The sequence below is a fragment of the Collinsella sp. OM08-14AT genome (assembly GCF_003438115.1).
GTDB lineage: Bacteria > Actinomycetota > Coriobacteriia > Coriobacteriales > Coriobacteriaceae > Collinsella.
In genome coordinates this window covers 59,613-74,619 of the sequence record NZ_QSTE01000009.1, presented here as the reverse complement: position 1 = coordinate 74,619, position 15,007 = coordinate 59,613, and the positions used below count along the sequence as shown (strand labels likewise).

Genomic DNA, 15,007 nt, shown 5'->3' with positions numbered 1-15,007 from the left:
CCAGTCCGTAGGCCAGCGCTGTCGCCAATATCCATGTGGCTATCCTAAGTGGCCAAAAGCGTCGAATATCCGCCATCTAGTACGCCGTTATAGATAACAGATGTGGCAAGCTCAATCGTTGCGTATTGCAAGAGATAAATTGAATAGGATCTTTTTGCAGTCCACTCAATGATGTTCGAGAACGTTTGCGAGTGTAGCTTGATGCCATCAAACGCAACAAATATTGCAACGGTCACGATTACCCAGTTAAAACTCGGATCGGACCTTTCGAAACCAAAATATGCGCTCACAATATCGAAGATGAAAAAAAGAATACCTATTGACTTAATAAACCTAGTTTCCCGCCTGTCTAATAATGGCGTTACACGCTTAACGAAATACCCCAAGCAAAAGAACGTGAAATACGTTCCCCCAAGCAGCGATCGCGGTATGATGCGCTGAAACATGCTTACGGCTGCTGCAAGGGTTATATGCTGAGAGTTTATGAGCAAAGAGTTTGCTGCGCATGATAGTCCGCCCCATGCGTAGATTCCTAAGGTTACGAACAGGGCAATTTTGCAGGTACGGTCATCGAGTGCTTCGAACATTTTTGCCAATGCTGGCGCAATAATAATACATGGAATGAGCGCTGGAACAAACCACCAGCCGCCTTGGACCAGGCCACTCGTGTATCTGATGAAGTTAGTATCCTGAGTCGAGCCGGTCACCACTTTGTATGCATATAAAAGTCCTGCATACACAAAGATGGGAAGCAATAGCGATAGAGCTTTTCCGAAGAGGTAATCTTTGTAGCTCTTCCTAAGTGGCTTCAGCGCGAAATAGCCCGACAGACAGAAGAAGACTGGGTCGCAAATGAAAGCAGCAGTGCTTGCTATCAAGCTGGCGTTAATGTTCCGAAAACTGCCCAGCAGTGGTGCGATGTGAACGACAACAACTAAAAACATCGAGAGCGTTCTTAGAAGATCCCAGTTTGTTAGGCGTTTTACCTTGCCCATAAAGTGCTTACTCGCTTTCGTTGCAGCGTGCCCGATATACCTGTAGCTCCCACTGCTTCTTTTCGACCTTGGCGACCGAATCAAGGATAAGGCCCGTCGCCAGGCTGAGGCCACATAGGAACATGAATGATGCGGCGAGTATGGCGGTGGGGAATCGGGGCACCAATCCGGTGTGGTAGTAATCAACAATAATCGGTATGCCGAGCGCTAGCCCTATGACTGCGAAGAGCAGGGCGACGAGGCTGAAGAACTTGAGCGGGCGGTAGTCCTTGAAGAGCGTGACGATCATGGCGATGACCTTGATGCCGTCGCCGACCGTGTCGAGCTTGGACACTGAACCGGCGGGGCGGTCCCGGTACTCCACCGGGACATCCTTAATTCGCCAACGGTGATCGACGGCGTGGATGGAGAGCTCGGTCTCGATCTGGAAGCCTTCGCTCAGGACGGGGAACGTCTTGACAAACGGCTGGCACATGGCGCGGTACCCCGTCATGACGTCTTCGAAGCTGTAACCGTAGATCCACTTGATCATGGCGCGGACCAGGTTGTTCCCGAAACCGTGGAAGGCGCGCTTGTTCTCCTCGGTGTAAGTGCCGTTGGAGAGGCGGTCGCCCACGGTCATATCCGCCTCTCCCGCAAGGATAGGGTCGCAGAGCGCTCGGGCTGCTTCGGCGGGATACGTGTCGTCGCCGTCGACCATGAGGTAGCAGCCTGCGTCGATGTCGCGGAACATCTGACGGCACACGTTGCCCTTTCCCTGGCGCGGTTCGAGCCGCACCGTGGCGCCGTGCTCCAAGGCAATCTGGGACGTCCCATCGGTTGAGTTGTTGTCGTAGACGTAAACCGTGGCTCCGGGGAGTTCGCGGTGGAAATCGTCTATGACTTTACCTATGGTGACGGCCTCGTTATAGCAGGGAATGATAACCGCTGTGTTTGTATAGTCCAAGATGAATGCCCCCATAACTTATTACGGGTTGTTAGTATACCTGCCGTCAGATGCCTGTATTTGATATGGCGTACTTTTCCAGATTTACATCGCTGGGTTAGTTGCCGTCTTTGAAGGCTATACTTTCCACTGTTATGAATTACGAGACAAGGAGATGGTCCGTGACTGACAGCGTAGATAGTCAGAAAGCGGTGGCTAAGCCGGCCTCTCACGCTAAAAATGATTTCGAAAAAGACAAATACATCCTGAGGCAGCTTGTCACTAAGGATTTTAAGATTAAGTATCGTCGCAGCGTTTTGGGTGTTGCGTGGTCGGTACTCAATCCACTTCTTATGATGGTCGTCATGTCCATTGTGTTCTCGACCATTTTTGGTCAGAGCCGCAATGGTTCCATAACGCCCGAGATGTATCCGCTGTACCTGATTGTCGGCAACATTACGTTCTCGGTTATGTCCGAGTCGACGAACCAGGCACTCATGTCCATCATCGCGGCGTCGTCCTTGCTTAAAAAGGTTAAGGTGCACCGCTGGGTGTTCCCGGTTCAGAAGGTGCTGTTCTCGCTCGTTAACTTTGCCTTCTCTCTGGTTGCCGTCGCGCTGGTTATGCTGTGGTTCCATGTTCTTCCTACCTGGCATTTAATCTTGCTGCCGGTTTGCCTGTTTTTGCTTATGTGCTTTTGCATGGGCTTGGGCATGATGCTCTCGGCGCTTGCCGTATTTTTCCGTGATGTTATGCACCTGTGGACCGTCGTTATCACCGCGTGGATGTACCTGACGCCTATTTTCTGGACCACCGATTACATTAGCCAGATGGCCCATTGGATTCAGGTGTTGGTTGTTGTGAATCCCATGTACAACTACCTGCAGTTCATGCGCGATATATTCTTGTTTAACACGACGCCTTCCATGTTAACGCTAGGATTTTGCGTGTTCTGGGCCGTTTTTGCTTTAGTTGTTGGTTACGCCGTGTTCCATAAGACCGAGCACAAGTTTATTCTCTATATTTAAGGAGCGCTGTTATGTCTGCGACTACGGTTGATTACAGCAAGCAGCCTCTTGCTGTTGAGGTTAAAGACGTCACTATGATCTTCAATATGGCGTCTGAGTCTTTGACGAACCTCAAGGAATACTTTATTAAGCTTGCAAAGCACGAGCTCTTCTTTGAAGAGTTCCGCGCGCTTAAGCACATCTCCTTTAATGTTCATCGTGGCGAGGTTGTCGGTCTGGTTGGTACCAACGGTTCCGGCAAGTCTACGATGCTTAAGATCATTGCCGGCGTTCTGGAGCCCAGTGAGGGCGAGGTTAAGGTTCACGGCAACATCGCCCCGCTCATCGAGCTGGGCGCCGGCTTTGATCCCGAGCTTACAGCACGCGAGAATATCTACCTTAACGGCGCTCTGCTTGGTTATACCAAGGAGTTTATTGACGCGAGCTTCGATGACATCATCGAGTTCGCCGAGCTTAAAGACTTTGTCGACATGCCGCTCAAGAACTTCTCTTCGGGCATGGTTGCTCGTATTGCCTTTGCTATCGCTACTATTACCGAGCCCGATATCCTTATTGTTGATGAGACGCTTTCTGTTGGCGACGTGTTCTTCCAGCAGAAATGCGAGCGTCGTATTCAGCATTTTATTGAGAGCGGTGATGTAAGTGTGTTGTTTGTTTCTCACTCCATGGAGCAGGTTGAACGCATTTGCCAGCGTGCGGTTTGGATCGAGAAAGGCGACCTGCGCATGGATGGTCCCGTCGATGAGGTGTGCAAGGCATACCACGACCAGTTTAAGTAGGTTATAATTTGTTTTGCTGTGTAGACACGCTATTGGCGTGCTTGCATGGCTTTATGCTCCATTAGCTCAGTCGGATAGAGCAGGGGACTTCTAATCCCAAGGTCGACGGTTCGAATCCGCCATGGAGCACCTGTATTTATCGAGCCGTCAAACCGACGGCTCTTCTTTTATGGAGTTTGTGATGGGCACATTTTCGTCTGTTCGTATTGAGGCAAATTCCGATCTTCTTGAGACCGGTTTATCTGGTGCAGACGATCGCCATTCCTTAAAACGAGTACTTACGTACGGAACGTTTGATCTTCTTCATTATGGCCACATTCGCCTTCTTCAACAGGCATCTAAGCTCGGCGACTATCTTATCGTTGGGCTCTCAACTGATGAATTCAATGCTCTAAAAGGGAAAAAGAGTTTCTATTCCTATGATGTGCGACGTGAGATGCTTGAAGCGCTGCGTTATGTTGACTTGGTAATTCCAGAAGACAATTGGGATCAAAAGCCTCGGGACATAAAGATGTATCACGCTGATGTTGTGTGCATGGGAGGCGATTGGGCTGGCGACCCTCGCTTTGAATCATTGAAAGATATTTGCGATGTTGTCTACTTGAATCGAACTCCTGGAATTTCGACTACTGAGGTAAAGGGCAAGCTTGCTCACTAAAATTGCCCCGTGTATTGCATGGTAAACACGGGGCGATTTTTTATCATTAATCAAGCAGACGTTTCATGGTAAGATTTGAGGACCCATTTTCCAGCTCGCTATGATTGACGTGTTGGAAGTGGCTGTTAATGTCATTTGGAAGCTCGTAGATATCCCCATAGCGGCTCCAGAGGAATAAATCGGGGTTATTCGGCTCCTCGAGCTGTGTGCCCTCAAACGCTATGGCTTTAGTGGGAAAGAGGTCCGCAATGGGGTAGACCCATTGTTTCTGCTTTCCATCATCAAGGTTGTCGATAGCCCACATGATGCCCTTGGCGTGCTCCTTATCGGATATGATTCCGGCCGCTTTGGACTTTTCGAGGCATCGGTCGTAATGCTTCTGAATCAGGCTATTGTTCTCGCCCGAGTAATAAGGCTCGTCATGCCAGAATGCCAGCATTCTGTCTGACTCCATTTCTTCGACCATTTGAACACGGAGTTTTCGCTGTTCTTCGGCGAATTTGTTGTCAGTTGACGGAGCCCAGTCATAAATGAACAAATCCAGAAAACAGGGTATGTTTTCGTCGTTGTAAAGAAATCTAACTTGTCGACAGTGGACAAACCGGTCGTAAGCAATTGAAATTTTATAGCGGTTGTCATTTTCAACGATGTTGCATAGCTTTTTTAGATCATCGCGCATGATTCCAAGGTCGGTATCATCGTCCCAGGGAATAAATCCTTGATGTCTAATGGCTCCGATAAGTGTTCCGAAGTTAATCCAATACTTAATGTCGTTCTCTTTGCAGAGAGTGTTGAATTCCTCCAACAGTTTTCCGCATCCAAGCTGCAAAAGTCTTAATCCGCCAGTTGCTTTGGGGAGATCTTTAAAGAAACGCTCCTTTGCCTCTTGGATAGTTTCTTCCGGTCGTTTATATTCTTCCCACGCAAACATTTTCATATGCTCGTCGTGGGCATCGAGGTTCTGCGCAATCGACTCAATAATTGGAATTGCCATATTGTCGAACTTGTAGTTGATGTTCATGTTGATGCCGCTGTCGGCGACTTCAATGCGATGATAAATTCTATCTAGCTCTTCTTGCAGCCTATTAATGTCGTCATGCATAGCGTGAAGCGATCTGGATGATGCTGGCAAAAATTGTTTGATAATGCTGAGCATTGGATACTCCTTTCAATTGAATTATCTTTTTGAGCAATCCGAGCGATGATTGGCTAGTAAAGTCGTAACCTCTTCGCCAGTCTATAGAGTCATCTAGTAGTGACTTTGGGTCTCTTGTCCTTTACGCCTCCGTGGGCTCCGCGCCCAGCTCGTTGCGGACGAGCTCGAAGGCGGCGGCGATGGCCTTGTCCATGTCGTAGTACTTGTAGCCGCCCAGGCGTCCGGCGAAGATCACGTCGCCCTCCTGTGCCGCCAGCTCCTCGTACTGCCTGTAGAGGGCCTCGTTCTTGGCGTCGTTGATGGGGTAGTAGGGCTCGTCGCCGGGCTTCCAGTCGGCCGGGTACTCGCGCGTGATGACGGTCTTGTCCTGCGTTCCGAACTCGAAGTGCTTGTGCTCGATGATGCGCGTGTAGGGGACCTCGCGCTCGGTGTAGTTGACCACGGCCACGCCCTGGTGGTCGGCCTCTTCGAGCGTCTCGGTCTCGAAGCGCAGGCTGCGGTACTCGAGCGTGCCCAGCTTGAAGTCGTAGAACGCGTCGATGGGGCCGCAGTAGATCGTCCTGGCGGCGATACCGGGCTCGACGGCGGCCAGCTCCTTGTACTCCACGCCGCAGCGCACCTCGACGCCCTCGAGCATGTTGGCGACCATCTTGGTGTAGCCGCCCATTGGGATGCCCTGGTAGCGGTCGTTGAAGTAGTTGTTGTCGTAGGTGAAGCGGCAGGGGAGGCGCTTGATGATGCTCGCGGGCAGGTCCTTGCAGTCGCGGCCCCACTGCTTCTCGGTGTAGCCCTTCACGAGCGTCTCGAAGATGTCGCGGCCGACGAGCGACAGCGCCTGTTCTTCAAGATTCTGCGGCTCGCCGATGTTCTCGGCGGCCACCTGCTCGGCGATCTTGGCGCGGGCGTCCGCCGGCGTGACGACGCCCGGCCACATCTTGGCGAAGGTGTTCATGTTGAAGGGCATGTTGTACATGTTGCCGTGGAAGTTGGCTACCGGCGAGTTGACGTAGTTGTTGAACTCGGCGAAGCGGTTGACGTAGTCCCAGACGTCCTTCATGGAGGTGTGGAAGATGTGCGCGCCGTAGCGGTGGACCTGAATGCCCTCGACGTCCTCGGTGTAGACGTTGCCGGCGATGTGATCGCGGCGGTCGATGACCAGGACCGACTTGCCGGCGCGCCTGGCGGCATTGGCGAAGACGGCGCCAGAGAGGCCGGCGCCGACGACGAGGTAATCGTACTGGGACATGGATGTGCTCCTTTGTATGTAATCAAACAGTTACTTAAGATTTGGGACAAATAAACCTGATAATTCTGTTCCAAGGATTAGTGTACCAGGCGTGTTGTAGGCTTTCTTTCAGCAGCTTCAGCTCATGTGCATAGCCCCGGTTTCTAGATGATTTAAAGAATCTGCTAATTCGTCTTCAAACACTCCGGTAAGACTTTCGATACGGCATTCATTGCCTGCGGCTTTAGGTACTGCTCGTTGAGTCGCGCCTTTTTGTAAGCGTAGCGAGTGTCTGCTGAGTATTTGACCAGCACATCGGTGAAGAACCGCTCCCAGCTTAAATAATCGCGACTTTCGATATAGCTTGAGGGGTCCTCGAGGATTTTGGGAATGTCGCTGCTGGGTATGAGCTCGGAGCGCAGGAGTGTCCACTCAAACGATTCCGGGAGGAATAGGCGAACGTTCTTGTAAACGCGCTGTCCGAGCACTTTTTCGATGTAGGGACCAAACGCTGCGCCGTCTCCTATGGCAAGAACGTTTTGCTCGGGGCATTCGTGAATCGTACGTTTTAGATTCGCAACGCCGGTGGCCGTATAGCAGGGGATTCCGAGCCGTTTGCAAAGAGCGTTGTAAAACTGATAACCAGACTTGCTGTCCTCCACAACCACGGCATCGGGTATTTCGAATCCAACATTTAGGTCCTGATATAGCATGCTTGCCGTGTGGCTGTATATCGGTTTTGTTACCGAGTAGAAGCGTTTATCGCTCTTTCGGCCATTGATTGTTTTACTCGTGGTGTTTACCAGCTTTAGGATTTCGTTGACACTGTAGGGGAGTTCGCTGGCGTCTCGACGAGATATCAGGACAAAATAGTTGGATGAGCCGTTTACGGCTTTGGCGAAGCCCTTTGAGTAGATAAACTCGTTGCCCTCATCTAGAAAGACGATTGAATCTTCGATGATCGACAGCTCGCGCTCCCAGCGTCTGCCGGAAAGCGTTTCGCAAGGCACGTCGGAGCTAAGTGCAACGCCGCTTTCCGGTCCTCGGTCGTTGTAGTCGCGAATCATCGAGATGAGCGTCGTTTTGCCCGTGCCGCTGTTGCCACGGATGAAGGAAATATTGCGTTTAAAGGTGAGCGTGTATTTGACTTTTGCGCGCTCCACGACAACAGTGTGTGTTCCCTTCATTACTCATCAACATCCAAAAAGTCATTCGTGGCGCCGACAAACTCCTGCATGTTTCTAACGATGCGGCCATCGTTATTAATGCGAATCTCAAAATGCTTCCAGGGGAATTTCATGATGTGGTAAAGGGTTACCAGCACATCCTGTTCTTTGCCAATTTTGAGCAGCCAGCGGGCGCAGTTATCTCCGCAAGTGGATGCATTGAACACCATGTTTGGGAGATTGCGCACCAGAAGTAGCGTTTTAACGCCGCCGGAAAGCTCGAGGGGCGTAATCGAACCGAGCTGTTTGCTGATGATGTTGTGGGGGCCGATGAGCTCTGAACCGTCAACGCCTTTAATCATCTGCGCTGCCATAGGGTCCTCGAACCAGGAATCCAGGTATGAGTTCCTAAAATAGGTTTCGGTATCGTAGATGGAACGGGGGTAATCTCCCAGATGGATGCTTAACATGAGCGTCTCCAGACGTTTTGTGACTGCAACGATTATATGCCAGTAATAAAGTGCCGCCAGTAGTGAGGTTGCTGCTGGCGGCACTGGCATTATTGGCGTGCGAATCGCGTTGATGGATTTGCTCGCGAGGCTACTTTTCGAGACGCTCTTTCAGCAGCTCTAACGCGTGAGCGTAGCCTTGGAGGCCTTCGCCGGTGATGGTGGCGAAGCAGGCCAGGCGGGCGTAGCTCACCTGACGGAAGTCCTCGCGGGTCTCGACGGCGCTGATGTGGACCTCGACGGCAGGGATGGCGACGGCCTTGAGGGCGTCGAGGATCGCGACGCTCGTGTGCGTGTATGCCGCCGGGTTGATGACGATGCCGTCGACCTTCCCGTAAGCCTCCTGAATCTTGTCGACGATGCTGCCCTCGTGGTTGGACTGGAAGACCTCGACCTCGTCGAAGCCCTGTGCGGCGCCCGCTTCCTGGCAGATCTGCACTAAACGGTCGTAGTTGTCGCTGCCATAGATGCCCGGCTCGCGAATGCCGAGCATGTTGAGGTTGGGGCCGTTGATGACGAGTGCTTTCATGGTTGCTTCCTTTGCGATTGGAAAACCACCACAAAGTTGCCTGTCCCCTTTGTGGTGGTTTTGATTAGAGAGCGGGTGGGAGGGTGTCGAGGAGGGTTTGGGCGGTGTTGGCGGCGCAGTCGCGCGAGTCGATGATGTAGTCGGCCCAGGCGCGGTAGCGCGGCATGCGCTGCTCGGCCAGCTTGTCGATACCATCGCGGGCGGTGATGGGGCGTCCCTTGTGGGCGAGTTCGTCGAGCTTGCGGTTGAGCATCACGATCTGGCTGTTCTGGTGCAGTAGCGGGTAGTTCTCGTCGCGCGTGACCACGCCGCCGCCCGTGGAAAGCACCAGGCCGCTGCACTTGGAGATGCCGGCCAGCACCGCCGTCTCCTGCTCGCGGAAGGCCGCCTCGCCGCGCTCGACGATAAAGTCGGCGCAGGGCATCCCCAGGCGCTCCTCAAGCGCGGCGTCCAAGTCGATGTGCTCGCGACCCGTGAGCTGGGCGATCTGCTCGCCCACACGGGTCTTGCCCGAACCCGGCATGCCGATCAGGGCAATGTTCTGCTCGCGGTGGGACAGCCGCTCCGTCACATCCAGGATGCGCTCGCGCGGGGTGGCTTGGCCGGTGTAGCGCTCGACAGCTTGTGCCGCCTGGGCAACAAGCATGAGCAGGCCGCCGATGCAGGGGATGCCGTGGCGCTCGGCCTCGAGCATCAGACCCGTACGGGCGGGGTTGTAGACGATGTCGATGACGCCCTCGAGCGCATCGAGTCCTTCGAGTGTGCAGGGAGCGCCGGGGCAGTGGGGGAACATGCCGGCGGGCGTGCAGTTGACGAGCAGCGCGGCATCGGACTGCTGCGCGATGTTGTCGTAATTGACCTCGCTCGTGCGACCCACGGGTACGACGATGGCGCCCAGGTCGTCGAGCACCATGCTGGCCGTGGTGCCGGCACCGCCGGTGGCGCCGAGCACGAGGGCCTTCTTACCGGCAACCTCTACGCCTAGCTCCTCGACCAGGCATTGGAAGCCAAAGTAGTCGGTGTTGTCGCCGCGCAGGCGGCCGTCGGGCAGGCGCGTGATGGTGTTGACGTTGCCCATGCGCTCGGCGAGCGGACTCAACTCGTCCAGGTATTCCATGACGGCGCGCTTGTAGGGGATGGTCACGTTGGTGCCCTCCCATTCGTCGCCTGTCATAAAGGCCTCAAGATCCTCGGGCTCGCGCTCAAATCGTACGTACTCGAGCCCCGCGAGCTCTTTGTAGATGGTCGGGGTGTAGCTGTGGCCCAGCACGCGGCCCAGCACGCCGTAGGGACGGGTTGCGGCGGTATCGGTCATCTAGAGCACCTCCGTGTAGCTGCCAAAGTAGGTGAAACTCTCGCATACGTCGTCGATCGAGTCGAGCAGGTCGTCGAGGGCCTTGCTGCCAAAGGGGCAGTCCAAGTCAAAGTAGAACATAAACTCAAAGTCACGGCCGGGGATGGGACGGCTCTCGAGCTTGATGAGGTTGATATTGAGCGCGTAGAAGCGCTCGAGTACGCGATAGAGCGCGCCCGGCTCGTTGGCCGTGGTGATCATGAGCGAGGTGCGGTTGGCGCCGGGGTAGACGCGCGGCTCGCGGCTGATGACGACAAAGCGCGTGTAGTTGTTGTCCGAGTCCTGGATGTTGGGCTCGAGTACCTCCAGGCCATACAGCGTGGCACAGCTGCGCGAGGCGATGGCGGCAACGTCGCCTCGCTCGGAGTTGGCGACCATCTCGGCCGACATGGCTGTGTTGGGGTACTTGGTGGCGTGCAGGTCGTGAGCCTCGATAAAGCCGGCGCACTGGGCAATGGCTTGGCCATGGCTGTAGACCTCGTGCACGTCCTGGAGCTTGGTGCCGGGCTTGACGAGCAAGTTGTGGTCGATCTTGAGGCGAAGCGAGCGCACGATGTGGAAGTCGAACTGGGCGAGCAGGTCGTAGACGGCGTTGACCGAGCCGGCGGTGGAGTTCTCGATGGGCAGCACGCCAAACTCGCAGAAGCCGTCGCGCACAGCGCGCATGACGCCCTCGAAGGTCTCGAAGAACGCAATATCGGGCACGTCGAAGAGCTTGCACGCGGCGATCTGGCTGTAGGCGCCTTCGACGCCCTGGCAGGCGACGGTGGCCGTCTGGGGGAAGGGTGTGTCAAAGGCTGCAGCCGTGGCGTGGGCCTTTTGCGAGACGGTGATGCCCTTGAGCTCGTTGATGTATCGCTGCTGCTCGGCCTTGCTCATGCTCATGAGGAGACGGAACAGGGTGATGGTCTGCGCCTCGTAGCGTTCGGGCGCGCGGCTGGCGAGGTCGTTGAGTTTGGAGCGCTCGCGGGCGGGGTCGAAGACGGCCTTGCCCATCTCGATCTTTGATTTGGCGACCTCGGTGGCAATGTCCATACGCTCGACAAAGCTGCTGAGGAGCGTGGTGTCGATGCCATCGATGGTCTGGCGAATATCGGCAAGGTCCATGGAGGCCCCTTTCACGTAATGGCAGAGTTGACGGGCAACTCAGGTGAGTCGGGTTAGAGCTGGCCTGCGTCCTCGAGGAGGGCGTCCCAAATCGCGAGGGCAGCTGCTGCTTCGGCAACGGGGACAGCGCGCGGGACGATGCAGGGATCGTGACGGCCGTGGACCGAGAGCCCGGCATTTTCCATGGCGTCCATGTCCACCGTTTGCTGCTCGCGACCAATGGAGGGCGTCGGCTTTACGGCCATGCGCCACATGACGGGTGCACCGGTGGAGATGCCGCCTAAGATGCCGCCGGCGTTATTGGACTCGACTTCGATCTTGTCGTTCTCGGCATCGATACGATACGGGTCGTTGTTCTCGCTGCCGCGCATGGCGGCGACGGCAAAGCCCATGCCAAACTCCACGCCCTTTACGGCGGGGATGCCAAACGCGATTTGCGCGATGCGGTTCTCGATGCCGTCGAACATGGGGTCGCCGATGCCCGCAGGTAGGCCGTAGATGCCGCACTCCACGATGCCGCCGATACTGTCGAGTTCGTCGCGCGCGGCCAGAATTTCCTCGCGCATGCGACCGGCAGCGGCGGCGTCAATGCACGGCAGGTCGTTCGAAAGGATCGCCTTGCGGTCGGCCTCGCGATAGACCATGTCGTCCATGGGCAGGTCGGAGATGCCACCGATCTGCGCCACGTGCGCCATCACGTTAATGCCGCGGGCCTCGAGCGCCTGCAGCGCGATGCTGCCCGCGATGCATAAGGGCGCCGTCAGGCGGCCGGAGAAGTGTCCGCCACCAGCGACATCGTGCATGTTGTGATACTTCACGCGCGCCGGAAAATCCGCGTGTCCGGGGCGGGGCTTGCGGCGCAGCTCGGAATAGTCTTTGGAGCGCGTGTTGGTGTTCTCGATAATCGCGGCGATGGGTGCTCCCGTGGTATGTCCATCGACCACACCGGCGATGATGTGGGCGGCGTCGGCCTCGCGGCGTTTGGTCGCGGTCTCGTCGCGACCGGGGGCACGACGGTCAAGGAAGGCCTGCAGCCGCTCCTGGTCAACAGCGATGCCCGCCGGGATGCCATCGAGGGAGCAGCCGATGGCGGGGGAGTGCGACTGGCCGAAGATGCTTAAGTGCAAGACGTTGCCAAAGGTCGAGGACATGCTATTCCTCCTCGAGTGTGACCTTGCCGCCCAGCAGGCGGTAGTGGTCGAAGAAATCGGGATAGGACTTGTTGACGGCCTCGGCACCGTGGATCACGACCTCGCCGGTGGCGCGGCTCGCGGCGATAGCGGCCATCATGGCGATGCGATGGTCGTTGTGCGAATCGACCTCGCCGCCGGTAAAGGCGTCGACGCCCTTGATGATGAGGTCGTCGCCGGCAATGCGCACCTGCGCGCCCAGCGCGGTGAGCTCGCGGGTGGTGGTGACCAAGCGGTCGGATTCCTTGATGCGCAGACGGGCACAATCGCGGATAAAGGTGCGGCCCTGTGCCAGCGAGGCCACGGCCGAGATGACGGGCACCAGGTCCGGAATGTCGTGGGCACTCATCTCAAAGCCGGCGAGCTTGTCGGACTGCACGGTGGCGGCGTTGGTGGAGCGCACGATGCGGGCGCCAAAGCGCGAAAGCGCGGCAAGCACGTTACGGTCGCCCTGTGCGGAGCTTAGCGACACGCCCTCGACGGTGATTGGGTCGGTACCGATGGCGCCGGCGCACAGCCAAAAGGCGGCGTTGGACCAGTCGCCCTCGACGGCCACGCTGCCGGGCGTGCGGTACGAGCCACTGCTCACGCGGAAGTTCGTGACCTCGGGCTGGCCGTCCTTGGCCGGAATGCGCTCGACGTTGACCTCGACGCCAAAGGCCTTCATGGCCTGTATCGTCAGGTTGATGTAGGGGCGGCTTTCGATAAGGCCGCATACCTGCACGCAGGAGGGCTGGGCCAGCAGCGGGGCTGCCAGCAGCAGGCCGGAGATATACTGCGAGCTCACGTTGCCCGGAAGCACAAAAGTGCCCGGGCGCATGCGTCCGCTCGTCTTGAGCGGAAAACCGCCCAGACCCTGCAGGTCGCAGCCGGCGGCGATGATCTCGTCCGAGAGCGGGGAGAGTGGGCGGGCGCCCAAGCGTCCCTGACCCACAAAAGTTGCTTCTGCGCCCAGCGCGCAGGCGACGGGCAACATAAAGCGGAGCGTGGAGCCGCTTTCACCGCAGTCAAGCGTGCCGCCGGCAAGGGCCTTGAGCAGGCCAAACTCAACACTCTTCATGGTGGGGTGGACCTGGAAGCCGTCCTCGACGGTCTCGATGCGAGCACCCAGTGCCGTAAGGCAGCGCACCGTGGCCTCGATGTCGGCGCAGGTGGTGTTGCAGGTGACGTGCGTCTCGCCGTTGGCAAGCGCAGCGCAGATGATCAGGCGATGCGCCATCGACTTGGACGCGATGGCGGGAACGGTGCCCTTGAGCGGGGACGGGGTGATGCGGGCTAGCATGCGGATGCGTCTCCCTTCTGGCCGAGGCCCTCGGCAATGAGTTCGTGGAAAGTGGAAAGCGGTGTGCGGTCGATGCTGCAGCGGCCAATGCCGTGCGGAATCACCAGGTCGATGGTGTCGCCCGCGCGCTTCTTGTCGTGGAGCGCCTCGGCAAAGACGGTATCGGCATCTAGGTCACAGCGGGTCGTGAGGCCATGACGGGCGCAGAGTTCCTCAATACGACCGGGCAGTGCGGCATCGCAAACGCCGTGCAGGGCCGCGGCGCGCGTGATGATGCCCATGCCGATCGACACACAGTTGCCGTGTCCGAGCTCAAAGTGCTCGCAGGCCTCGACGGCGTGTCCGGCGCTGTGTCCAAAGTTGAGGAGCTTGCGCTGGTTGGTTTCGCGCTCGTCGGCGACGACCACGGCGCGCTTGATGTCGATATTGCGGGCGATGATGAGCGCTACGCGGGCCACGTCGCGGTTGAGCAGCTCCAGCGTGAGCGGGGTCTTCTCCAGCTCGGCGAAGAGCTCCGGGTCGGCGATCACGGCGTGCTTGACGACCTCGCCGCAGCCGTCAGCGAACTGCTCGGGCGTGAGGGTCGCCAGGCATCCCACGTCGGCGATAACCACGCTTGGCTGCCAAAAGGCGCCGGCCAAGTTCTTGCCGGCAGCCAGGTCGATGGCGGTCTTGCCGCCCACCGACGAATCCACCATGGCGAGCAGGCTCGTCGGGATCTGCACAAACTTGCAGCCGCGCATGTAGGTGGCGGCCACAAAGCCCGCCACGTCGCCCACGACACCGCCGCCGAGTGCCACGATCACGTCGGAGCGCGAAAGCTCGTGCTCGGCCACAAACTCCAAAATGGCAACATAGGTTTCGGCGCGCTTATGGGCCTCGCCGGCTTCGAAGGTGCAGATGCTCACCTCGTAGCCTGACGCCTCCAGGCTTTGCTTAACGGGCATCTGATAGAGCGGGCCCACGTTGGTGTCCGTCACGATGACGGCGCGGGTGCCGCCGGCGGTGGTGCGGACGAGCGGACCTGCCTGCTCCAGCAAAAACGTGCCCACATGCACCTGGTAGGGGCGTGCGGTGTCGATATCGATAGTAATCGCCATAAGC

15 protein-coding genes and 1 tRNA gene are annotated in these 15,007 nt (G+C 56.9%); 4 read left to right on the top strand and 12 right to left on the bottom strand.

The window, feature by feature from the left end; genetic code table 11:
- Positions 1–44: 44 nt before the first annotated feature.
- A complete protein-coding gene (locus tag DXC18_RS06390; protein WP_117716675.1) occupies positions 45–995 on the bottom strand; it encodes an acyltransferase in 951 nt (316 codons plus the stop codon).
- Between the two features lie 7 nt (positions 996–1,002).
- Positions 1,003–1,941, bottom strand: a complete 939-nt coding sequence (locus DXC18_RS06385) for a glycosyltransferase family 2 protein (protein WP_233509029.1) — start codon at positions 1,939–1,941, stop codon at positions 1,003–1,005.
- Positions 1,942–2,102: 161 nt separating this feature from the next.
- Between DXC18_RS06385 and DXC18_RS06380 the strand changes: the two genes are divergently transcribed.
- The 4 genes from DXC18_RS06380 to tagD all read left to right on the top strand — a co-directional run bounded on the left by DXC18_RS06380 (position 2,103) and on the right by tagD (position 4,385).
- The gene (locus DXC18_RS06380; RefSeq protein WP_233505646.1) at positions 2,103–2,948 is read left to right on the top strand and encodes an ABC transporter permease; all 846 of its coding nucleotides are present in this window, start codon (positions 2,103–2,105) and stop codon (positions 2,946–2,948) included.
- An 11-nt stretch (positions 2,949–2,959) separates the two neighbouring features.
- Positions 2,960–3,727, top strand: coding sequence for an ABC transporter ATP-binding protein (locus DXC18_RS06375; protein ID WP_117629137.1), 768 nt, complete (start codon positions 2,960–2,962; stop codon positions 3,725–3,727).
- Positions 3,728–3,782: 55 nt separating this feature from the next.
- Positions 3,783–3,856: transfer RNA gene (locus DXC18_RS06370), tRNA-Arg, on the top strand.
- Complete coding sequence (gene tagD / locus DXC18_RS06365) at positions 3,849–4,385, top strand: glycerol-3-phosphate cytidylyltransferase (protein ID WP_370445789.1); 537 nt, start codon at positions 3,849–3,851, stop codon at positions 4,383–4,385. Before DXC18_RS06370 ends, tagD begins: the two co-directional genes overlap by 8 nt.
- Positions 4,386–4,431: 46 nt before the next feature.
- Here the strand turns inward: tagD and DXC18_RS06360 are convergent, their stop codons facing one another.
- From DXC18_RS06360 to aroB, 10 genes are all read right to left on the bottom strand, one after another.
- Positions 4,432–5,541: a phosphorylcholine transferase LicD gene (locus DXC18_RS06360; RefSeq protein ID WP_117716673.1), complete on the bottom strand. Its 1,110-nt coding sequence runs from the start codon at positions 5,539–5,541 to the stop codon at positions 4,432–4,434.
- A gap of 121 nt (positions 5,542–5,662) precedes the next feature.
- The gene (gene glf / locus DXC18_RS06355; protein ID WP_117716672.1) at positions 5,663–6,787 is read right to left on the bottom strand and encodes a UDP-galactopyranose mutase; all 1,125 of its coding nucleotides are present in this window, start codon (positions 6,785–6,787) and stop codon (positions 5,663–5,665) included.
- A gap of 164 nt (positions 6,788–6,951) precedes the next feature.
- Positions 6,952–7,953 (bottom strand): hypothetical protein, encoded by a 1,002-nt coding sequence (locus tag DXC18_RS06350; protein ID WP_117716671.1) that lies wholly within the window; start codon positions 7,951–7,953, stop codon positions 6,952–6,954.
- Positions 7,953–8,402, bottom strand: a complete 450-nt coding sequence (locus DXC18_RS06345) for a DUF4869 domain-containing protein (RefSeq protein WP_117583260.1) — start codon at positions 8,400–8,402, stop codon at positions 7,953–7,955. The genes DXC18_RS06350 and DXC18_RS06345 overlap by 1 nt, the downstream gene beginning before the upstream one ends.
- 130 nt (positions 8,403–8,532) lie before the next feature.
- Positions 8,533–8,970, bottom strand: a complete 438-nt coding sequence (gene aroQ / locus DXC18_RS06340; RefSeq protein ID WP_117583259.1) for a type II 3-dehydroquinate dehydratase — start codon at positions 8,968–8,970, stop codon at positions 8,533–8,535.
- Positions 8,971–9,034: 64 nt separating this feature from the next.
- The gene (locus DXC18_RS06335; protein ID WP_117716670.1) at positions 9,035–10,285 is read right to left on the bottom strand and encodes a shikimate kinase; all 1,251 of its coding nucleotides are present in this window, start codon (positions 10,283–10,285) and stop codon (positions 9,035–9,037) included.
- Complete coding sequence (gene pheA, locus DXC18_RS06330; protein WP_117716669.1) at positions 10,286–11,431, bottom strand: prephenate dehydratase; 1,146 nt, start codon at positions 11,429–11,431, stop codon at positions 10,286–10,288.
- Between the two features lie 53 nt (positions 11,432–11,484).
- A complete protein-coding gene (gene aroC / locus DXC18_RS06325) occupies positions 11,485–12,582 on the bottom strand; it encodes a chorismate synthase (protein ID WP_117716668.1) in 1,098 nt (365 codons plus the stop codon).
- A gap of 1 nt (position 12,583) precedes the next feature.
- A complete protein-coding gene (gene aroA, locus DXC18_RS06320) occupies positions 12,584–13,903 on the bottom strand; it encodes a 3-phosphoshikimate 1-carboxyvinyltransferase (RefSeq protein ID WP_117716667.1) in 1,320 nt (439 codons plus the stop codon).
- Positions 13,897–15,003 (bottom strand): 3-dehydroquinate synthase, encoded by a 1,107-nt coding sequence (gene aroB, locus DXC18_RS06315; RefSeq protein ID WP_117716666.1) that lies wholly within the window; start codon positions 15,001–15,003, stop codon positions 13,897–13,899. The genes aroA and aroB overlap by 7 nt, the downstream gene beginning before the upstream one ends.
- Between the last annotated feature and the right edge of the window lie 4 nt (positions 15,004–15,007).